This window comes from Gordonia sp. NPDC003422 (assembly GCF_053588675.1).
The window spans coordinates 156,547-177,720 of the sequence record NZ_JBSFQL010000002.1 but is presented as its reverse complement, the minus strand read 5'-3'; the positions used below and the strand labels follow the sequence as shown (position 1 = coordinate 177,720).

The following is a 21,174-nucleotide window of genomic DNA, read 5'->3' as shown; positions in this document are numbered from 1 at the left end:
AAGATCAGACGCAGCGGACCCGCACTCGGTTCCGAGCGCCAGGTTCGCGCACGTCATATCGTGTTCGCCATGGAGTGCCTCATCGTCGACCACCCGCTCGCGGCCGCCCGACTGACCACCATGCGCGACGAGAAGACCGACAACGCCGCTTTCCGTGCGGCGCTGTCGGATCTGACACAGATGCTCATCTACGAGGCGTTGGCCGGCGCGCCCGTCGCCGACGTGCCCATCCGCACCCCGTTGTCGGAGTTCGCGGGTTCGCGGCTGGCCAATCCGCCGTTGCTGGTTCCGGTGTTGCGGGCGGGACTGGGCATGGTGGAGCAGGCCCACGCGATGGTGCCCGAGTCGCACGTCGGCTTCGTCGGTGTCGCGCGTGACGAACGGACGGCGCAGCCGGTGCCCTACCTGGAGTCGCTGCCCGACGACCTGTCGACGACAGCGGTCTTCGTCCTCGACCCCATGCTCGCCACCGGTGGCTCGCTGCTGCACACGATCGAACTCCTGGTGGCCCGCAAAGCCGCCGACATCACCGCTGTCTGTGTGGTCGCTGCTCCCGAAGGTGTTGCAGCACTGGAGAAATCAGGGCATCCGGTCCGTCTGGTGGTGGCCGCTGTCGACGATGGTCTCAACGACGACTTCTTCATCGTCCCCGGTCTCGGTGATGCGGGCGATCGTCAGTTCGGCCCGCGCTAACCGGCGTCGGACACTGCCGACCAGCGGCCGGCGTTGCGTGTCACGGTCACCGGATGGTCGAAACATTTGCTGATCGTGGTCGAGGTGAGGGCGTCGTCCACCGGTCCGGTCGCCACCACCACGCCGTCGCGGAGCAGCATCGCGTGCGTGGTGCTGGCGGGCAGGTCTTCGAGGTGATGGGTCACCAGCACGGTCGCGAGATCGGTGACGTCCGAACGTAACTGGTCGATGCCCGCCAACAGCTTCTCGCGGGCGGCGAGGTCGAGGCCGGTGGCCGGCTCGTCGAGCAGGAGCAGCGCGGGAGTCGGCATCAGCGCGCGGGCGATGAGTGTGCGTCCACGTTCGCCCTGGCTCATCACCGTCCAGACGGAATCGCGACGGTCGGACATGCCGAGCAGCGCGAGCAGGGCGTCGGCGCGATCATGCTCGGCGTCGTCGTATCGATGCCGGCGGTCGAGCTCCGGGGTATTGGTGAGACCGGTCAGCACCACCTCGTGGGCGGTCAGCGGCACGTCGATGCGCCACCGTGGGTCGACGTGGCCGATATGCATGCGCAACTCGCGCATGTCGACGCGTCCGATCCGTCGACCGAGGACATCAACGGTGCCGCGCGTCGGGTGTTCGCGGGCGCCGAGCATGGCCATCAGGGTCGATTTGCCTGCGCCGTTGGGTCCGAGCAGCGCCCAGTGCTCTCCGGGGTGTACCTCGAGACTCACGTCGTCCAGGAGGAGGCGTCCGGACCGCACGACGTCGAGGTGCTCGGCTCGCAACACGGGGTCGGTCACGACGCGGCCCAGTGCTGGAGCATCGGTTCGTTCGCGAGGGTCGATCCACCCTGGGTGATGAGCAGACTGCTCGGCGAGATCGTGTACACGACGCCTTCGTTTTGCACGATGAATGTGTTGCCTGATTTCGTCGGGTAGCCGATCTCGATGTCGCCTTCCGGAGCGGAACCCTTGTAGTACCAGCGTCCGGTCTGGGTGCCGACCTGACAGATGATCACCCGCGACCGCGAGGTCTGCCCGACCATGACCACCTGATCGCCGGCGTCGTTGCAGCGGGGACCGTTCACGAAACCCAAGGAATCGGTGCCGGGCACCGTTGGTGTCGGGCGAGGCGCGACGGTGGTGGTCTCGGTGGTCGTGTCCGCGGTGGTCCGACTCTGCGTGACAGTGCTGGTCACTGCCGAGGGCGACGATGTGGCTGCCGTGTTGTTGTTCTCGTCGTCGCCGGGAATGAACACAAGCGCGCCGAGGACACCGGCGATCAGAATGAGCACGCCGGCGACGATGGCCGCGATGACCGCCGGTGACGACCAAGGTGACCGTTCCGGTGGTGGGTACGACCCCGGCGGGGGATAGCTGCCCGGTGGGTAGGTCATCGGCTCACACCTCCCCGATGATCTGGGCCAGCAACTCGCCCATCCGGGCTGCCGAGTTCCGTCCGACGTCGAGGACCTCGGCATGGCTGAGCGGTTCGCCGGTCATGCCGGCCGCCAGGTTGGTGACCAGACTGACCCCGAGGACCGCCACGCCGGCGGCGCGGGCAGCGATGGTTTCGTGCACCGTGGACATCCCGACCAGATCGGCGCCCAGGGTGCGCAGCATCCGGATCTCGGCCGGCGTCTCATAGTGGGGGCCGGGCAGACCCGCGTACACGCCCTCGGCGAGGTCGGGGTCGACGCGGCGGGCGACCTCGCGCAACCGCGGTGAGTAGGCGTCCACAAGGTCGACGAACTGCGCGCCCACGAGTGGCGAGCGGGCCGTGAGGTTGAGGTGATCGGAGATCAGCACGGGCTGACCCACCGACATGTCGGCGCGCAATCCGCCTGCCGCGTTGGTCAGCACGATCGTGCTGACCCCGGTCGCTGCTGCGGTACGCACCGGATGCACCACTCGTGCGAGATCGTGCCCCTCGTAGGCGTGAATACGGCCGAGCAGGAGCAGAATGCGGCGATCGCCGATCCGCACCGAATGGATCATGCCGCCGTGTCCGGCCGCCTTCGGTGGTGTGAAGCCCGGGATCGACGCCATCGAGACCGATCGGACGGGCGTACCGAAAGCCTCGGCAGCCGGTGCCCAGCCCGAACCTAGTACCACGGCCACGTCGTGCGCTGCGGCATCGGTCTCGGCGGCGATGGTGGCGGCCGCGACCGCTGCCGCGGCGTCGGCGTCGACGGTGGGATCCATGCCGCCCACACTAGGACGTGTCTCGCCAAGGGGATTGGGAGACACGTCCTGGGACGCGGGTGGATGCGGTGTACGCGGTGCCGACTAGTCGGATCAGGTCCAGGCGATATGGTTCTCGCATGCCTTACCTGAAGACCAACGGCGACGTCATCGAGCTGTATCTGGGCACCGAAGGGGTCGAACTCGACGAATCGAATCCCGAGAACCGCTTCCGCCTCGACTGGCTCGACACCGTCACGGCGTTGCTCGACGACGTGGCGGCCGCGGCCAAGCCGGTGATCATCACGGCGACCGGCAAGTACTTCAGCAACGGCCTCGACACCGACTACGTCTTTGCCAACCCCACCGGCCTGCCCGCTTACCTCGACCGCGTACATGCGCTCTACACCACGGTGTTGACGTTGCCGGTGCCGACGATCGCCGCCCTGAACGGTCACGCCTTTGGGGCGGGCGCAATGCTCGCGCTATGCGCGGACCATCGGTTGATGCGCACCGAGCGGGGATTCTGGTCGTTGCCCGAAGCAGCACTGAACATGCCGTTCACGCGGGGTATGGCAGCGCTCGTCCGCACCCGGATTTCGGATGCGGCGGCCACCGAGGCCATGCTCACCAGCCGTCGGTATGGCGCTGACGATGCCGCGTCGGCAGGGATCGTCGAAGAGGCGGTCGCCGCAGCCGAACTCGTCGACCGCGCCACCGAGGTCGCCACCGCACGCGCGGCCCTGGCCGGTCCCAACCTCGCTCTGATCAAGCGCGGACTGCGCACGCCATTGCTCGACGATCTCGCTGTCCCGACACCGAGTTCACTGCTATGAGCGGCGTGGCCGTGTCTCGACGAGGTCGGGTGATCGTATGGGCGATCTGATCGAATCCTGGCTGGCCGCGCACGGCACCGACCTCATTGCGTGGCGCCGGGCCATCCATGCCTACCCGGAACTGTCGCGGCAAGAGGTGCGGACCACCGAGCTGGTGATGACCGAGCTGCAGTCGGTCGGCCTGAATCCGCGTCGGCTCCCGCTCGGAACCGGCGTCGTGTGCGACCTCGGACCGAGTGGGGAGGCGCGGATCGGTTTGCGCGCCGACATGGATGCCCTGCCGATCACCGAGCACACCGGGCTGCCGTTCACTTCGACTGTCGACGGGGTGTCGCACTCCTGCGGGCACGACGCGCACACCGCCATCCTGATCGGGGTCGCCAAGCTGCTCGTCGAGGCCGAACCGCTGCCGGTGGGGGTGCGGCTGATCTTCCAGGCCGCCGAGGAAGTGATGCCGGGCGGCGCTCTCGACGCCATCGACGCCGGGGTGACGACGGGCCTGAGCAAGATTTTCGCGCTGCATTGCGATCCACGGTTGCCCGTCGGGACGGTCGGGCTGCGCGCCGGTGCGTTGACGTCGGCCGCCGACCACATCGACGTGCAACTGCGATCACCCGGTGGGCACACATCGCGCCCGCACCTGACGGGTGACCTCGTCTACGCGATGGGCACGCTGATCACCGGTCTGCCGGGCATCCTGTCGCGTCGCGTCGACCCGCGTTCGGGAACGGTGATGGTGTGGGGCGCGGCCAACGCCGGCAGTGCTCCCAACGCGATTCCGCAGGAAGGTCGTCTGCGCGGGACGGTTCGAACCGGTGAGCATGCGACGTGGGCGCAGCTGGAACCGTTGGTCCGCAGCATCGTCGGCGAACTGGTCGCGCCGCTGGGCGTGCAGTACGACCTGGCCTACTTCCGCGGCGTGCCACCCGTCGTCAACGACGAGAACGCGATCGAGATGCTGGAGCGGTCGATCGAGGCGATCGGTCCGAACGCGGTCGCCGACACCCCGCAGTCCGCGGGTGGCGAAGACTTCTCCTGGTACCTCGAGCACGTGCCCGGTGCAATGGGCCGGCTCGGCGTGTGGGACGGCATGGGGGTGCAGCGGGACCTGCACCAACCCAACTTCGACATCGACGAACGCGCACTCGCAATCGGGGTCCGCGCGCTCGCCGGACTGATCGTCGGGCCCGGCGCCGGGGTCTGATCAGCCTTCTACGCTGCCCGGTCCGGGGCCGACGTTGCGGGACTCCCGAAGCCGAAGATCCTGGACATATTCGGCCGGTGCGCCCGCGATCTCAGCGGCCTCGGCCATCACACCGAGGTAGCGGGCCGACGGCAAGCCGCCTTCGAAAGCATCGAGAACATACAGCCACGCGAGGACGGGTCCGTCCGCGGTGTCGACTCGCGCGCGCACCTTGCGGTGGATGCCGAGTTCTGAGCCTTCCCAGCGGTCGAGGTAGTCCTCGTCTTCGACGGGCACGTCGTAGAGCACCACGAACACCTTGGCCTCGACGTTGTCGCGGTCCTCGGTGACGGTCGCCAACGAGCCTTCCCAACCGATGTCCCCGCCGCCGAAGGTGAGGCGCCACCCGTTCAACCATCCGGTCCCCGCCATCGGCGAGTGCGGGGCGCGCTCGGCCATCTGTTCGGGATGCATGTTCGAACCGTAAGCCGCATAAATGGGCATGTCGCCTCTGACCTGCTCTTTCTCGACGGAGTGGCGCGAAAACGGACTCCGATCGCGCCACGTTGACCCGGGCCACGACGATCGTATTACGACAAGGCGTCGTGCACCGCAGTCGCACCGGGTCCTTCAGTGCGTCGGCCCGACCATCCCGTCGTCGACGACCGGGCGTCCGGGCATACCCTGGACAGGGCGCACGCCGGTACTTCGAGCCAGTGACCAGCCCAAGATCGTCGCCGGCTCGACGAGGGCCATGGATGGCCGGAACAGGAGTGATTGTGACCAAGATCGTCATCATCGGTGGTGGACCGGCCGGTTACGAGGCGGCGCTTGCCGCAGCCGCATACGGCGCGGACACCACGGTGATCGATTCGGACGGGATCGGCGGCGCGTGTGTGCTGTGGGATTGCGTCCCGTCGAAGACGTTCATCGCGTCGACCGGCATCCGCACCGAGGTGCGCCGGGCCGTCGACCTCGGCATCAACATCAAGACCGACGACACCCTCGTGACCCTTCCGCAGATCCATCAGCGTGTCCGCGATCTGGCCTTCGCGCAATCCGCCGACATCCGTTCCCGGTTGATCAGCGAGGGCGTCACCCTGGTGTCGGGTACCGCAACGCTGGAGCCGACCCAGGTGGGTGTCTCCACGCATGGGGTCCTGGCGACTCTGTCCGACGGGAGCACCCAGCGTTACGACGGTGACGTGGTGTTGCTCGCGACGGGCGCCTCGCCGCGCATCCTGCCCGACGCCCAACCCGATGGTGAGCGGATTCTGACCTGGCGTCAGCTCTACGACCTGGAAGATCTTCCCGAGCACCTCATCGTGGTCGGATCGGGTGTCACCGGTGCCGAATTCGTGCACGCCTACACCGAATTGGGTGTGAAGGTGACTCTGGTGTCGAGCCGCGACCGTGTGCTGCCGCACGAAGACGAGGATGCCGCGCTGGTGCTCGAGGAGGCCCTCGCCGAGCGAGGTGTCGAGCTGGTGAAGCACGCACGGGCGAACAAGGTTGAGCGCAACGGCGATTCGGTGACCGCCTATCTCGCGGACGGTTCCACCGTCACCGGATCGCATGTGCTGATGACGGTCGGTTCGGTGCCCAACACCACCTCGCTCGAACTCGAGGCTGCCGGGGTGGACGTCGACAAGGGCGGCTACATCCGGGTCGATCGGGTGTCCCGGACGTCGGTCACCGGCATCTACGCGGCCGGCGACTGCACGGGACTGTTCCCGTTGGCGTCGGTCGCCGCGATGCAGGGCCGGATCGCGATGTACCACGCCCTGGGCGAAGGTGTGTCGCCGATCAAGCTGAAAACCGTTGCGTCGGCGATCTTCACGCGTCCGGAGATCGCGACGGTCGGGGTGTCGCAGAACGCCATCGACGCCGGCGAATATCCCGCCCGCACCGTGATGCTGCCATTGGCCACCAACCCTCGGGCGAAGATGAGCGGTCTTCGACGCGGTTTCGTCAAGATCTTCTGCCGACCGGCGACCGGCGTGGTCATCGGTGGCGTGGTGGTCGCGCCCACGGCGTCGGAGCTGATCCTTCCGATCGCGCTCGCGGTGCAAAACAAGCTGACCGTCAGCGACCTTGCGGCGACCCTGTCGGTGTACCCGTCACTGTCGGGATCGGTGACCGAGGCGGCCCGGCAATTGGTACGGCACGACGATCTGGACTGATCGCGTCGGTCAGGTGACCTCATCGCTCTCTGACTGGGAGAGTTGGCGCTGTGAGCTGGGGAAATGTGACCTGTCATCGTTCGATCCGGGAGGCGCGACGGACACCCTGTGTCGTGTTGGAGAATCTGTGTGCTGCAGCACCCAGATGACCTGATTCGACACAGGTGTGGCCTGAGTTCACGCGGATTGCCGCAATGACCTGGCTGGTAGTCGCGGCCTGGGCTTCGCTCCGGCCACCTGCCGCGTCGATCTGAGAGAACGCGAGTTGATTTGGAGAATGCGAGTGCTGCAGCACTAGCGTTCTCCAGTTCGGCACCGGGTGTCGTGAGTGTCGCCATTTCGCAAGGTTCCGAGCCACGTCCCGGGCAGCGGCGCTCTTCCCGCCTCCACGATCGCCGACGACGTCGGCCGAGGGCGCTGATCCAATGAGCGGGGACGGAATCGATGAGCAGTAGGAAGGCTGCCTGTCCGACGCCGTCATGGTCGCGCAGTTCCCGACGCAACCGAATTGTGCACAACGCCGCGAGCGATCGCCATCGTCGGTGATCGCGGGGTATGGTCCGTCAGAACCGAATTCCGGTCCGTTGGGGGTGTCGTGGGCGATCCGCTAGATCAGATGAAGGGTGCGCCCGGCAACATCGACGGGCAGCGGACGGCTTGGGAGACGATGAGCATCGGCGAGGTGCTGGGGATTCTGGCGAAGATGGGCCGCGGAAATGCCAGCGGCGACGCCGAGGCGTTCGCCGGTACCCCGGGTCTCGTAAAGCAGGCGGTCAACCAGATGAACAGTGCATTTGGAACCGACCTCATGCTCGGGCGCGCGGCGGACGGAAGCGTGACCCGCGCACGTCTGCTTGCCAACGCAATAGACACGAGTGCGACCAGAGGACAGCAGGTCGTGGACGCAGTCGAACGCGGTGGCCAGATCGCGGGCGACGCGGCCGCGCTCGCGCCACAATTTCAGGCTCTCCAAGAGCACGTGCGCGACAATCCGGAGGATTCGGCCGCTGCGCGCGCCGCGGTCCGTGCAGCGATGGACAGCACCTACAGCAATCCCATGCTCGCGGCCCAAGCGAATCTGCCTGCAGAGAGAACAGATGACTCTGCTTCGAGGGAACTCAGCAACATCGGCAACCTGGGTTCGACCGACCCGAATAACCCGAACCGTGACAACTCGTCGAACTCTCGCGGCCAGACGGCGAACACGACCGACATCACCGGCGGCGGACCCAACGGCCCGGGGAGCGGACCGACGCCGACTGGCGGCCCGTCGCCGTCGTCGAACTCGCCGAACCGGACGACCCCCGTCGACACGACTAACACGAACAACCCGTCGCGGCAGAATCCTGGTTCGCCCGACCGCAATCCGGACTCGTTGAACCGCGGAGGCCGGGGGACGCCGAACGTCGTGCCGGCCAACATCGACAACCGGCACCCACCCGGCCCTGGCAAGGGCGCTCCCAACAACATCCCGCGCGGTGGCGTTCCCGCGGGTCTCGTGCCGGGTGGACCGCGGAGCCCGGTGATACCGCCTGGGCTCGTGCCGCCTGCCGGAGCGCCCGGGGGAGCAACCAATCCCGGTGCTGGGACACCGAATTCGAATCCCGGGGCCGCCCAGCGACCGGGTACGCCCGGTGTACCTCACGGCGCTGGACGGCCACGCTCGGACGACAAGAAGCACACTCCCGCGATCTACCTCCACAGCGACGACAACGGCAAGGAGATCGTTGGTGACCTGCCACTCGTCGGACCGCCGGTGATCGGCGACTGGGCGCCGCGTGCTGCGCCTGCCGCGAGCGTCCCGGTGCCGAATGACACAGCTCCAGAAGAGGGTTCGGTCGACCTTCGACTTCCGACACCCACGACCACGCCCACATCCGAGAAGCCGGTCGAACAGCGTGAGGCGTAGGTATGCACCGCGTTGAACGGCTGCCCGGAGGTGTCGCCCGGCTGGTCGACAGTGTTCCCGACGGCGACATCCCGCAGTGCCTGGCGCTGCTCACCGCGTCGGTCATCGACGTCGCCGACGTGCATTCGCCCGAGATCGCGGAGGCGCTGACACAGTGGCGTGAGCGCGGGACCGCGTCGGAACGATCACGCGCACATGTGCGTTCGGTGGTCGCCCAGCACGACCTCGACGCGTTCGTTCACCAGCGACGCGGCGACATCGACAAACAGCGCGAGAGCTTTCGCCGCGCACGCGCCTTCGAATGCATCATGATCACCATCGATTCGGAGAGCCAGGAACCTCGAACCGTGCTCCGCGAGTCCGTGTACGAGGCGGCCGCGGCAATGGGAGGGACCGGCGGAGTCGTGGGTATTCTGGCCGACTTCGTGGTGTGACAGGGTTTGATCCACAGATCTCGTTCCGCCGGTGGATCGGTCGACGATCCAAGGTAGTGTTGCGACAATCGTTACATCGGCAGCCGATGGCGCATACGGGGGAGGTCGGGTGGGAGACAACTACACGTCCAACGACGATATGGGCCTTCAATTGCCCGGATACGAGGCTTCGGACATTGACTCCGTGCGGCGCGGTCCTAACGGCCCAGGTGGCGTCGTCCGGTTCTCGACTGAGGACTGGGAAGGGCGAGCGAGGACGGCGGAATCCGCGGCACGTACCTTGCAAGAGGCGATGAGGAATCTGGATCGCGCGGTACCTCAGAATTGCTTCGGTGAGTGCGTTGAAGGTAAAGCCATGTATTCACGCGTGAGGCAAGCCATCACGACGTGGCGCGATGACCTTGAACAGCAGTCAACAGACTTGAGGAACCTGGCAAGCGATTGTCGCCGTGCAGGAGCTAAACTCGACCGTGCCGACGTCGATGGGTCTGTGGGAATCCAAACGTGAGTGGTCGGCACTATTGGCGACCAGAACGTCACGCTTTATCCGTTCTCCTCGGCGCTTTCGTTGCCCTAGTATCTGCATCGGGCTGTACAGTCAGTGGCACCGCAGTAAGTGAAGGACCCGCCGCCTCGCATTCTGCCAGTAGGGCGCCTGAGGTTAGGCAACGTGACGATGCAGGTCGCCTACTGCCGTTCAAGACAGTTTTCCCGAACCGGTGGAGTCAAAACAATGATGGCACAACATACGAGCCTTGCACATATGTGACCGAGCCCGTTCTCATGAAGATGGGTCTTGATCCCAAATCAGCGAAAGACGCAGCGGTCGCCGACCATCAGACAGTCCGAGGATGCGATTGGCGATTCACGAACAGTGAGTCTTCCTCGTTATCCCAGTCTGTAGGGAATCTTGCTGGCGCTGGTGTCGCGGACCTCGATGGTTACAAGGCGGAGTTTGACGACTTCCGTTGGTTCCCAGACCAGTTGGTGGATGGGCGCACAGTCGCTACGTTTTCGCTCGGAACTGATCACTGTGCGACGCTGATAGTCTCGGGTCGAGCTTTGGTTATGACGGCCGTATGGCTGGGGCAGCATGACCCTGACGTGTCAGAAAATTGCGGTTTAGCATTCGCCTTCACGCGTGCAACTATCAATAAAATTCCAAGGTAGGCAGTCCATTTGGAGCCGACCCGGGGCGTCCTGCAAATGCGAAGTCTTTGGCTCGACCGGATGGAAAAAATCTAGGGGAAGAAAACTCGTCCCCTAGTTTTGGAGTCTTCCCTGAGGAATTTCTGGGGGAGGACTCCACAAATAGGGGAGGAAGTTCTTCCCCTATTTTCAGGGTCGGTGGCCGCCGACATTTTCGGCTCGCGCGGGTTTCGATATTTCAGGGGTCGGTGGCCGCCGACATTTTCGGCTCGCGCGGGTTTCGATACGCGTCGGGTTGGTTTCGAGACGCGCCATGGTCGCTCCGCTCCCTTGCCGCTCCTCAACCCGGCGGCTGCGCTCACTCGCCGCTCCTCGACCGGCAGGGGCTACGCGACTTACGCGAGGTCGAAGCTGTGCTCGACCGCTCGGTTCCATTCGCTGTACAGGCGATCTCGTTCTGACGCGTCCATCGACGGTTCCCAGCGTTTGTCCTCGGCCCAGTTGGCGCGGATCTCGTCTTCGCTGTCCCAGTAGCCGACGGCGAGGCCGGCGGCGTAGGCGGCGCCGAGGGCGGTGGTCTCGTTGACGACCGGTCGGACGACGGGGACGTCGAGGATGTCGGCCTGGAACTGCATGAGGAGGTCGTTGACAACCATGCCGCCGTCGACCTTGAGGGTCGACAACTCCACACCGGAGTCGGCCTGCATCGCCTCGATGACCTCTCGGGTCTGAAAAGCGCTGGCCTCCAAAGCAGCTCGGGCCAGGTGGCCCTTGTTGACGAAACGGGTGAGGCCGACGATCACCCCGCGTGCGTCCGAACGCCAACGGGGCGCGAAGAGGCCGGAGAAGGCGGGCACGAAGTAGGCGCCACCGTTGTCGTCGACCTGTGTGGCCAACTGTTCGATCTCGGAAGCATGCGAGAAGAGGCCGAGGTTGTCGCGCAGCCACTGCACGAGAGAGCCGGTCACCGCGATCGACCCCTCCAGCGCGTACCGGGCGTCCTGGTCACCGATGCGGTAGCACACGGTGGTCAGCAGGCCGTGGTCGCTGAACACCGGCTCGGTGCCGGTGTTGAGGAGAAGGAAGTTGCCGGTGCCGTAGGTGTTCTTGGCCTCGCCGGGTTCCAGGCAGGCTTGACCAAAGGTTGCCGCCTGCTGATCGCCGAGGATGCCGGCCAACGGAACGCCCGGTAACGAGCCGTGCTCGCGCAGAGGGCCGTAAACCTCTGCGGAGCTGTGGATCTCGGGCAACATCGCGGCAGGGACGCCGAAATCCGCGCACAACGACTCATCCCAGGACAGGGTGCGCAGGTCCATCAGCATCGTGCGCGACGCGTTCGTCACATCGGTGATGTGTAATCCGCCGTCGGCACCGCCGGTCATATTCCAGGAAATCCAGGAATCCATTGTGCCGAAACATAGTTCACCGTTCTCCGCGCGTTCTCGACTGCCCTCGACACTGTCGAGTATCCACCGCGCCTTGGGGCCGGCGAAGTACGTGGACAGCGGAAGGCCGGTTTTGTCCCGATAACGGCCCGGGCCGTCGTCGCCGGCAAGTTCGGTGCACAGATCGCCGGTGCGGGTGTCCTGCCACACGATCGCGTTGTGGATCGGCACGCCGGTCTCTCGATCCCAGATTACCGTGGTCTCGCGCTGATTGGTCAGCCCGCACGCGGCGATGTCGTCGTACTTCAGATCCGCCGACGCCAGGGCCGCAGCGGTCACCCGGCGGGTGTTGCGCCAGATCTCCTGCGCGTCGTGCTCCACCCATCCCGCCTTGGGGAAGATCTGTTCATGTTCGATCTGCTCGCAGCTGACCACTCGCCCCCGGCGATCGAAGACCATCGCTCGGGTCGACGTGGTGCCCTGGTCGATCGCGGCCACATAGGTGTTTTCGCTGCCCACGCGGCCAGTGTCGCACGCGCCGGTTCGCTGCCACTGCAATCCGCGCGAGATCAATTAGGCTCGATGATCATGGATACCGAGTTCAATCCGGATCGACCTGCGGATATGGGCCCGCTGTATCGCCAGGAGGCGTGGCGCAGGCTCGGAGCGGAACAATTCGACATCGTCGTCATCGGTGGTGGTGTCGTCGGTGTGGGTGCGGCGCTCGACGCCGCCACTCGCGGTCTGCGTGTCGCGCTGGTCGAGGCCCGCGACATCGCGTCGGGCACGTCGAGTCGGTCGTCGAAGATGTTCCACGGCGGTCTGCGCTACCTCGAACAGCTGGAATTCGGCCTGGTCCGTGAGGCGCTACGCGAGCGTGAACTGTCGCTGCGGTTACTGGCCCCACACCTGGTCAAGCCGCTGCCGTTCCTGTACCCGTTGACGCAGCGCGTCTGGGAGAGGCCCTATGTCGCGGCGGGCATCTTTCTGTACGACCGCATGGGTGGAGCCAAATCAGTTCCCGGACAACAGCATGTCACTCGGTCCGGTGCTCTGCGAGTGGCTCCGGCGCTCAAACGCGACTCGCTGATCGGTGGTATCCGCTACTACGACACCGTCGTCGACGACGCGCGCCACAGCCTCACGGTGGCGCGCACCGCGGCCAACTACGGTGCGGTCATCCGAACCTCCACCCAGGTGGTCGGATTTCTCCGTGAATCCGACCGTGTGCTCGGTGTTCGTGTCCGAGACACCGAGAACGGCGAGGTCACCGAGGTGCGTGGACACTGCGTGATCAACGCGGCGGGCGTGTGGACCGACGAGGTGCAGGCTCTGTCGAAACAGCGTGGCCACTTCAAGGTGCGCGCCTCCAAGGGGGTACACATCGTGGTGCCGCGCGATCGCATCGTCAGCGAGACCGCGATCATCCTGCGGACCGCCAACTCGGTGCTGTTCGTCATCCCATGGGAGACGCACTGGATCATCGGCACCACCGACACCGACTGGAACCTCGACCTCGCGCACCCGGCCGCAACCCGCGCCGACATCGACTACATCCTCGAGCGGGTCAACCAGGTGCTCGTGACTTCCCTGACGCACGACGACATCGAAGGCGTGTACGCGGGATTGCGACCGCTGCTCGCGGGGGAGGACGACCAGACGTCCAAGCTGTCGCGCGAACATGCCGTTGCCACCGTCGCGCCCGGTCTCGTGTCGATCGCGGGCGGCAAGTACACCACCTACCGGGTGATGGCGGCCGACGCCGTCGACGCATGCAACGACTTCATCCCGACTCGGGTGGCGCCGTCGATCACCGAACGCGTACCCCTCATCGGCGCGGACGGATACTTCGCCCTGATCAACCAGTGCGAACACCTCGGACAGCGATACGGACTGCACCCGTACCGGATTCGCCGACTGCTCAATCGTTACGGCTCACTCATCGACGACGTGCTGTACTACGCGGCCGGCGATCCGTCGTTGCTGCGACCGATCGCGGCCGCACCGCAATACCTGCGGGTCGAGGTGGTGTACGCGGCCATCGACGAAGCGGCGCTGCACCTCGAGGACGTCCTCGCCCGACGCACCCGCATCGCGATCGAGTACTCGCACCGCGGCGTCGGCTGCGCCGAAGAGGTCGCCGAACTGCTGGCGCCCGTGCTCGGGTGGAGTCCCGAGGACATCGCCTTCGAGATCGATACCTACCGCGCTCGCGTCGAGGCCGAAGTCGCTTCGCAGACGCAGCCCGACGACGAGTCGGCCGACGCACTGCGTGCGGCCGCACCGGAGGCACGTGCGGAGATCCTGGAGCCGGTCCCGGTTGACGGCTGATGAATACGGGGCGTTAGGCGGGACCTTGGGCTCTGTGCCCGGTAACCTCGGCGGGTGAACAATGAGATATGGGAGAAAGACAGGTCATGGTGGACAACCCGATCAAGGAATTGACCGTCGATGAGTCGTGGAATCGGCTTTCTCAAGTCGAACTCGGCCGGATCGCACTGAGTTTCGGCGGACTTCCCGACATCTTCCCGATCAACTTCTACGCCGGCGACGGGCGCATCCTGTTCCGCACCGCAGAAGGAACCAAGCTCTACGAGCTGACCGCCAACGAGCATGTCGCCTTCGAAGCCGACAGCCACGACGGCGTCAGTGGCTGGAGTGTCATCGCGAAGGGCACCGCACGTGTCCTGCAGTCTCATCGCGAGATCGAGGCCGCCGACCAGACTCCGTTGAAGCCGTGGATCCCCACGCTCAAGTACAACTACGTGGAGATCGCGGTCGAAGAGATCACCGGTCGGGACTTCACTTTCGGCGAGGAGCCGGAGCGGTACACCTCCGACGGCTGAGTTCTCAGGCCAACTCCGACAACCGATCCAGCACGGCCTCCTCGAAGGCGTCGGCACCTGTGCCGGCATCGACGAGGATCGGTCCCACGGTGGGGTCGGCAAAGAGTGCGATCAGCAGATGTTCGGTTCCGACGTAATTGTGGCCGAGGCGCTCGGCGGTTCGGACGGTCTCCTCAAGCACCGTCTTGGCGGCATCGTCATACGGGATGAGCGCTCGCGGTTCGGCCTCGCTTGGCGCGTTGATCGCTGAGAGTTGTTGGGCCACAGCGTCCGTGTCTACGTCGAGGGATCGGAGAGCGGCTACCCCCAGCGACTCGGTATCGCCCAGAACCCCTTGACCGAGCAGCGCCGTGGTGACGTATTCCGAGCGCTCGGAGGTGGCCAGGTTGTGCGCGTTCACGACGGCATTGCGTGCGCGAGGAGTGAAGCGGGCGAACGGATTCGACGCAGCTTCGGCAGGGGCCGCGGGAGATTGTCCGACGAATCGCTTCTGCGCCGCTTGCTTGCTGACGCCCATGCTCGAGCCGATCGCCGTCCAGGACGCGCCGGTGCGTCGGGCCTGATCGACGAAATGTCCGATCAACGAGTCGGCGAGGTCGCCGAGGTGCTGTGCGGCGATGACAGCCCCGGAGAGTTGTTCGAGCGGATCGGTATGGACGGCACGAATGCCGTCGATGAGGTCGTCGAGCCGGACGTTCGTCAGGGGTTTGTTGTCTGTGGGCATGCGTCAACTCTAGGTTGACGGGCATTGGTCGTCAACCCTGGGTTGACGAGCTGGCAGGCGGCGCCCCTTGCCGCTGGCTGAACGCGAGCTCACGAGCCTCGAAGCCCTTGGTGAGCTGAGAATGCCGTCTCACCAGGCCCTTCGAGGCTCGCTCCGCTCGCACCTCAGGGAGCGGAAGGGGCATGCTCAGGGGGAGGGCCACCATCTCAGATCGGATGGGGAGCGGGTGGAGGGCAGGGGGCCACGTGGGGAGGGGCGCGTCGGGTCAGCGTTGGCAGGTTGGGCAGAAGTAGATCACCCGGTCGCCGTCGTCGGCGTCGCCGAGACGGTCACGCCGGATCGGGGTAGCGCAGCGTCTGCACAACTGGCCGCGGCGACCGTAGACCCAGGTGCGTGCGTTTGGGGCCGTCTGACCAGTCGTGCTGCGAGCAGTGCGTATCCGGTTGTTCCACAGCAGCCGACGGCACAGGTCGACCATGGCCGGGATGTCGACGTCGGCCACCGGTGTTGTCGGCAGTACGCCGCGCAGAAAGCAGGCCTCGCAACGGTAGACGTTGCCGACACCCGCCATCAGGCGTTGGTCGAGCAGGGCGAGACCGATCGGCGTGGAAGGCCGCGCCTCGATTCGCCGGACAGCCTCGGCGGCATCCCAGTCGTCGGCGAGCAGGTCCGGTCCGAGATAGGCCAGCGCTGCATCGGGGTCGGCGAGCAGTTCGAGGATGCCGAGTTCGAAGCCGACCGCCTCGGACTTCTGGGTGCGCAGGACGACCCGCGCGTGATGGCCCGGCCGACGCCACCGCGTCCCGAGAGGGTGCACGTGCCACGCGCCCTCCATCTTGAGGTGGGAGTGAATCGATGGCACCGCAACGCCTTCCGGGTCGACCACATCGATCAGCAGGTGCTTACCGCGGGAGCGGACAGCGGTGACGGTGTGTCCGGTGTAGTCGACGGTGGCGAGGGTCGGCGTCCGGAACTGGCAATAGGTGAGCACCTGGCCGTCCAATGCGCGACGCAGCCTGGCCGCCGCTGCGAAGACGGTGTCGCCCTCAGGCATGGAGTCCGTAGCGGAGTCGGACGCCGCGCGGGGTGGTCGCGAAACCTGCCTCGACGAAGGCTGCGGCGATCTGGGTGCCGAGCACGTTTGCGCCGTCGACCTGGTCGATGGTCAGTCGATTGATCCGACCGGACCGGACCGCGTCGGCGAGAGCGGAGCTCGCCTCGCGCAGCAGATCGGCGTCGGCGGTGAAGGTCAGCACCGTCTTGCCGCCGCGTTCGACGAACAGCGCGGGCTCACCGTCGGCGATCACCACCAGCGCGCCGGGTTTGCGGCCCGGTCGGTGGCCGGAGTCGTCGGCGCCGGTGGCCGGCCAATCCAGAGCAGCCCCATAGGGATTGGCCGGATCGGTGGTGGCCAGCACCACTGTGTGGTGAGTCTTGCGGTCGTCGAGCGCGTGGTGTCGGAGTTCGTCGACGATGGATGGCCGAGCGAACTGGGCGCCGCCGAGCCCGTCGACGTAGTAGCCGCGACGAACGTGGCCGTTGTCCTCGAACACGCTGAGCGCCTTGTAGACCCGAGCGAAACCGCCGGTCACGCCCTCGGCTGCCACCGCACCACGAGTGACCACTCCGTGGCGGACCAAGAGTTGCTCGCAGACGGCCTGGGTGGCGGTGGTCGGGTCGACGTCGTCGCGGTGGAGGCTGAACCACCGGCCGGTGGTCGACGGTGAACTGGGCCGGGCGCCCGGATGTTCGGCCAGGAACCTGGTCGAGAGTCGTTGTGGCCGAAGCCTCGGCGCGCGGCCTCGTGATCGGTGGGCGGGCGTGCCGCGCGCACCCGCGGATCGCGCCGGCCCGCGCCGGTCGGGCCGCAGCAGCGCACGCACGGCGGAGAAGGAGTCGTTGCCGACCTGGCCCGACCACACCAGATCCCACAGGGCGGTCTCGATGTCGGCGTCCTGCGACCCGATCTCCGTGTCGCCACGCACACCATCGGCGAGCTGCGGAAAGCGCAGGGCTCCGCCGGGATTCAGTGCGTCCAGCAACAAACTGTGCGTCGCCGTCAGGTCGATCTCGTCGGCGTCCGCCAGCGTCACTGGGAGCAGGTCGATGGGGTGGAAGGCGATCCAGCCGTCGGCACTGCCGATACGGCCGTGTCCCGACCACACCACCTCACCCGAGGACAGCAGTTCGTCGAGCATGGCCGGGGTGTAGTCGGCGACCCGGCTCGGCAGGATGAGGGACTCCCACGCCGACGCCGGAAGCTGGTATCCGGCAAGCTGATCGATGACGGTCGCCACGCCGTCGACTCCGCTGAGCCTCTCGTCGGATGCCACGTGATGCCAACTCGACAGGAAGCGGGTCAGCGTGGGCGCGTCGACCGGTGCGATGTCGGCGCGGGTGGCGGCGAGCGATCCGCGCCGGATCTGCCCCAGCACGTCGGCGTGACACCACTGCGTCGTCGATCCCGCGTCGGGGTCGGGCAGGAAATCGCCCTCGATCACCTTGCGCTCACCGGCCAGGCGCACCAGGGTATCTCGGACCACCGCCGTCGCCATCCCGATACCCTCGGCCGCCTCGGCAACGGTGAACGGACCGTGCGTGCGCGCGAAACGGTGGACCAGGTCGGTGACGGGATCGGGGACCGGCTCGGTGTAGGCGGCCGGAATGCCCAGTGGCGCGGGGACTCCGAGGGCATCACGCAGGCGTGCGGTGTCTTCGACCGCCGCCCACAATGGGAAGCCGCGATGGGTGACCGAGATGATCGGGCCGGCGCGGTGCAGGTCGGCCAGTACGGCAGCGGCGTCGTCACCCTGATATCGGGCGGCCACGTCGTCGGTGGTGAGCGGGCCGAGCCAGCGAAGCAGGTCGACGATGTCCTCGGCGTCGCGCGCCTGCCGAGCCGGATCGAGACGCTGGAGTCGGCGTACGACGTCGGCGATCACCGCGGGGTCGAGCAGCTCGCGCAGATCCACCCGGCCGAGGAGTTGGGCGAGCAGGCTCGTGTCCAACGACAGTGCCGCGGCACGGCGTTCGGCGAGCGGTGCGTCGTCGGAGTACATGAATGCACCGACGTACCCGAACAGCAGCGACGCCGCGAACGGCGATGGCTCGGGGGTCTCGACCTCGACCATCCGCACCCGGCGTCTGGCGATTCCGCGCAGGAGGTCGGTCAGCGCTGGCAGGTCGTACACGTCCTGGAGGCATTCGCGCACCGCTTCCAGCACGATCGGGAAGTCGGGGAATTGTGATGCGACGGAGAGGAGTTGCGCGCTGCGCTGACGTTGCTGCCACAAGGGAGCCCGGCGGCCGGGGTCACGTCGGGGCAACAGCAGTGCACGCGCGGCGCATTCGCGGAATCGCGATGCGAACATCGACGAGTCGGCGAGCGCATCGGTGACCATCTGCTCGATGTCGTCGGGGTCGACGACGAAGACTGAGGCGTCGGGTGGTTCGTCGTCGGTGTCGGGCATCCGGACGATGATGCCGTCGTCGGAGGCGGTGGTCGCGCCGTCGAGACCGAGGGTCTGCTGCAGCCGCGCCGAGATGGCACTCGCCCACGGCGCGTGGACACGTAAACCATAGGGGGAGTGCAGGATCACCCGCCAGTCGCCGAGCTCGTCGCGGAAACGTTCGACGACGAGGGTGCGGTCGGTGGGGAGGTGGCCGGTCGAGTCGCGCTGCTCGGCGATCAGTGCTGCCAGGTTGTCGCGCGCATAGTCGGTGAGGCCGAGTGCATGTGCGTGTTTCTCGAGTTGCTCGGGATCGGCGATGGCGCCGGTGAACTTGCCGATCGCCACGCCGAGTTCGGCGGGCCGTCCGACGGTGTCGCCGACCCAGAACGGCAGGCGGCCGGGCTGTCCGAAGGCCGGCGTGACGAGAACACGGTCGTGGGTGATGTCCTCGATCCGCCAACTCGTGGCGCCCAACGCGAACACGTCCCCGACGCGCGACTCGTAGACCATCTCTTCATCGAGTTCGCCTACGCGGGTGGATTTTTCCCCGACCATGAAGACACCGAAGAGCCCGCGGTCGGGGATGGTTCCGCCGGAGGTGACGGCCAGATGCTGAGCTCCGCGTCGGCCGCTGATGGTGTTCGCGTCGCGATCCCAGGTGACGCGAGGGCGGAGTTCGGCGAATTCGTCGGACGGGAAACGTCCGGAGATCAGGTCCAGCGTCGATGCGTACACATTGCGGCTGAGTTCTCGGTACGGCGCGGCGCGGCGGATGACGTCGAACCATTCGTCGACGTCGAGGTCGTCCATTGCCGCGGCGGCGATCGTCTGCTGGGCAAGGACGTCGAGCGGATTCGACGGGACGCGCAGTTGCTCGATGTCGCCGGCGAGCATGCGTTCCACGGCGACCGTGCAGTGCACGAGATCGGTGCGGTGCTTGGGGTAGAGCACGCCCTGGCTGATCTCGCCGACCTGGTGACCCGCCCGGCCGATCCGCTGGAGACCACTCGCGACCGACGGTGGCGATTCCACCTGGATGACCAGATCGACCGCGCCCATGTCGATGCCGAGTTCCAGTGAACTCGTTGCAACCACGCAGCGCAGCCGACCCGACTTCAGGTCGTCCTCGATCTCGGCCCGCTGCTCCTTGCTCACCGAGCCATGGTGGGCGCGGGCCAAGGCGGTGGGTGCGCCGCCGCTGGCGCCGCTCGCCATAACAAGCGCAGGTGCGCCACCGGCTACACCGGGATTTGGCGCATTGGTGACCGGCGTCCCCGAGCGGTCGGCGTGGATCTCGTTGAGCCGAGCGGTGAGTCGTTCGGCGAGGCGCCGGGAGTTGGCGAAAACGATCGTTGCGCGGTTGCTTTCGATGGCGTCGACGATCGAGGCCTCCACATGCGGCCAGAGGGAGCCGGCGGTCGGGGAGAAGGCGTCGTCGAGGTCGTCGTCGGGTGCATCGGCGGGCGGCGGGATGTTCGCCATGTCCGGCACAGGCACGTCGACGCGCAGATCGAAGGTCTTCGCGGCGGGCGGTCGGACGACGCGGCAGGGACGGGAGCCGGCCAGGAACTGCGCGACCAACTCTGGCGGTCGGACGGTCGCCGACAACCCGATCCGCTGTGCCGGCTCGTCGAGCAGCTCGTCAAGTCGTTCAAGGGAGACCGCGAGATGGGTGCCGCGCTTGGTGCCGGCGACGGCGTGCACCTCGTCGACGATGACGGCGTCGACGTTGCGGAGAGTGTCGCGGACCGACGAGGTGAGGATCAGATACAGCGACTCGGGGGTGGTGATGAGGATGTCCGGTGGCCGCCGGGCAAGGAGCCGGCGCTGATTGGCCGGCGTGTCCCCCGAGCGCAGGCCGACGGTGATGTTCGGTTCGGGAAGGCCGAGCTCCTGGGCCGCACGCGTGATCCCGGTCAGGGGGGCGCGCAGGTTGCGCTCCACGTCGACCGCAAGTGCTTTGAGTGGCGAGATGTAGAGGACGCGGGTGCCGTGCGCGCGGTCGGGTTCGGCGGCCAGACGGTCGAGCGCCCACAGGAACGCCGACAGCGTCTTGCCAGACCCGGTAGGCGCGATGACCAGTGTGTTCTCACCGTCGGCGATGGAGTTCCATGCCCCGGTCTGAGCAGCAGTGGGCTCCGGGAAGGCGCCACTGAACCACCGCCGCGTCGGGGCGGTGAAGCGCTGCAGTACAGACGCGGTTCGGGCCACC

At 66.5% G+C, this 21,174-nt stretch carries 17 protein-coding genes; 9 read left to right on the top strand and 8 right to left on the bottom strand.

Translation table 11 applies throughout. The features are described 5' to 3' along the window. Window positions 1-69: 69 nt before the first annotated feature. Window positions 70-693 carry a uracil phosphoribosyltransferase gene (gene upp / locus ACWDTF_RS02520; RefSeq protein ID WP_240858730.1) on the top strand — a complete coding sequence of 208 codons (624 nt, stop codon included), beginning with the start codon at window positions 70-72 and terminating at the stop codon, window positions 691-693. Here upp and ACWDTF_RS02515 read toward each other — a convergent pair. From ACWDTF_RS02515 to ACWDTF_RS02505, 3 genes are read right to left on the bottom strand one after another with little or no spacing between them, the layout of a single operon-like run. Further along, entirely contained in the window at window positions 690-1,478 is a 789-nt protein-coding gene (locus ACWDTF_RS02515; protein ID WP_240858738.1) for an ABC transporter ATP-binding protein, read from the bottom strand. The two genes, upp and ACWDTF_RS02515, sit on opposite strands and share 4 nt — an antisense overlap. After that, window positions 1,475-2,074: a hypothetical protein gene (locus ACWDTF_RS02510; RefSeq protein WP_240858740.1), complete on the bottom strand. Its 600-nt coding sequence runs from the start codon at window positions 2,072-2,074 to the stop codon at window positions 1,475-1,477. Before ACWDTF_RS02510 ends, ACWDTF_RS02515 begins: the two co-directional genes overlap by 4 nt. Before the next feature lie 4 nt (window positions 2,075-2,078). After that, window positions 2,079-2,882: a purine-nucleoside phosphorylase gene (locus ACWDTF_RS02505; RefSeq protein WP_240858742.1), complete on the bottom strand. Its 804-nt coding sequence runs from the start codon at window positions 2,880-2,882 to the stop codon at window positions 2,079-2,081. Between the two features lie 119 nt (window positions 2,883-3,001). Between ACWDTF_RS02505 and ACWDTF_RS02500 the strand changes: the two genes are divergently transcribed. Both ACWDTF_RS02500 and ACWDTF_RS02495 read left to right on the top strand, forming a co-directional pair. Then, on the top strand, window positions 3,002-3,697 hold the full coding sequence (locus ACWDTF_RS02500; RefSeq protein WP_240858744.1) for an enoyl-CoA hydratase/isomerase family protein: 696 nt from the start codon (window positions 3,002-3,004) through the stop codon (window positions 3,695-3,697). 37 nt (window positions 3,698-3,734) lie between these two features. Further along, window positions 3,735-4,901, top strand: coding sequence for an amidohydrolase (locus ACWDTF_RS02495; RefSeq protein ID WP_240858747.1), 1,167 nt, complete (start codon window positions 3,735-3,737; stop codon window positions 4,899-4,901). Here ACWDTF_RS02495 and ACWDTF_RS02490 read toward each other — a convergent pair whose 3' ends face one another. Beyond that, window positions 4,902-5,384, bottom strand: a complete 483-nt coding sequence (locus tag ACWDTF_RS02490) for a gamma-glutamylcyclotransferase (RefSeq protein ID WP_240858749.1) — start codon at window positions 5,382-5,384, stop codon at window positions 4,902-4,904. A 275-nt stretch (window positions 5,385-5,659) separates the two neighbouring features. On the opposite strand from ACWDTF_RS02490, the gene ACWDTF_RS02485 reads away from it, so the two are divergent. The 4 genes from ACWDTF_RS02485 (at window position 5,660) to ACWDTF_RS02470 (ending at window position 10,576) form a co-directional block, all read left to right on the top strand. Then, on the top strand, window positions 5,660-7,063 hold the full coding sequence (locus ACWDTF_RS02485) for an NAD(P)H-quinone dehydrogenase (RefSeq protein ID WP_240858755.1): 1,404 nt from the start codon (window positions 5,660-5,662) through the stop codon (window positions 7,061-7,063). A 595-nt stretch (window positions 7,064-7,658) separates the two neighbouring features. Next, complete coding sequence (locus ACWDTF_RS02480; protein WP_355274473.1) at window positions 7,659-8,972, top strand: hypothetical protein; 1,314 nt, start codon at window positions 7,659-7,661, stop codon at window positions 8,970-8,972. A gap of 2 nt (window positions 8,973-8,974) precedes the next feature. Further along, the gene (locus ACWDTF_RS02475; protein WP_240858759.1) at window positions 8,975-9,406 is read left to right on the top strand and encodes a hypothetical protein; all 432 of its coding nucleotides are present in this window, start codon (window positions 8,975-8,977) and stop codon (window positions 9,404-9,406) included. 504 nt (window positions 9,407-9,910) lie between these two features. Further along, window positions 9,911-10,576: a DUF3558 family protein gene (locus tag ACWDTF_RS02470; protein ID WP_355274470.1), complete on the top strand. Its 666-nt coding sequence runs from the start codon at window positions 9,911-9,913 to the stop codon at window positions 10,574-10,576. Between the two features lie 374 nt (window positions 10,577-10,950). On the opposite strand, the gene glpK is transcribed toward ACWDTF_RS02470, so the two are convergent. Then, the gene (gene glpK / locus ACWDTF_RS02465) at window positions 10,951-12,438 is read right to left on the bottom strand and encodes a glycerol kinase GlpK (RefSeq protein ID WP_355274559.1); all 1,488 of its coding nucleotides are present in this window, start codon (window positions 12,436-12,438) and stop codon (window positions 10,951-10,953) included. A gap of 90 nt (window positions 12,439-12,528) precedes the next feature. Here glpK and ACWDTF_RS02460 point away from each other — a divergent pair, with 90 nt between their 5' ends. Then, window positions 12,529-14,271, top strand: coding sequence for a glycerol-3-phosphate dehydrogenase/oxidase (locus ACWDTF_RS02460; RefSeq protein WP_240858764.1), 1,743 nt, complete (start codon window positions 12,529-12,531; stop codon window positions 14,269-14,271). 86 nt (window positions 14,272-14,357) lie between these two features. Next, window positions 14,358-14,786: a pyridoxamine 5'-phosphate oxidase family protein gene (locus ACWDTF_RS02455; protein WP_240858976.1), complete on the top strand. Its 429-nt coding sequence runs from the start codon at window positions 14,358-14,360 to the stop codon at window positions 14,784-14,786. A gap of 4 nt (window positions 14,787-14,790) precedes the next feature. Here ACWDTF_RS02455 and ACWDTF_RS02450 read toward each other — a convergent pair whose 3' ends face one another. The 3 genes from ACWDTF_RS02450 to ACWDTF_RS02440 all read right to left on the bottom strand — a co-directional run bounded on the left by ACWDTF_RS02450 (window position 14,791) and on the right by ACWDTF_RS02440 (window position 21,173). Then, entirely contained in the window at window positions 14,791-15,510 is a 720-nt protein-coding gene (locus ACWDTF_RS02450; protein ID WP_449753904.1) for a Clp protease N-terminal domain-containing protein, read from the bottom strand. Between the two features lie 265 nt (window positions 15,511-15,775). After that, entirely contained in the window at window positions 15,776-16,564 is a 789-nt protein-coding gene (locus tag ACWDTF_RS02445; RefSeq protein WP_240858769.1) for a DNA-formamidopyrimidine glycosylase family protein, read from the bottom strand. After that, window positions 16,557-21,173, bottom strand: a complete 4,617-nt coding sequence (locus ACWDTF_RS02440; RefSeq protein ID WP_449753903.1) for an ATP-dependent helicase — start codon at window positions 21,171-21,173, stop codon at window positions 16,557-16,559. The genes ACWDTF_RS02445 and ACWDTF_RS02440 overlap by 8 nt, the downstream gene beginning before the upstream one ends. Window position 21,174: the final 1 nt, after the last annotated feature.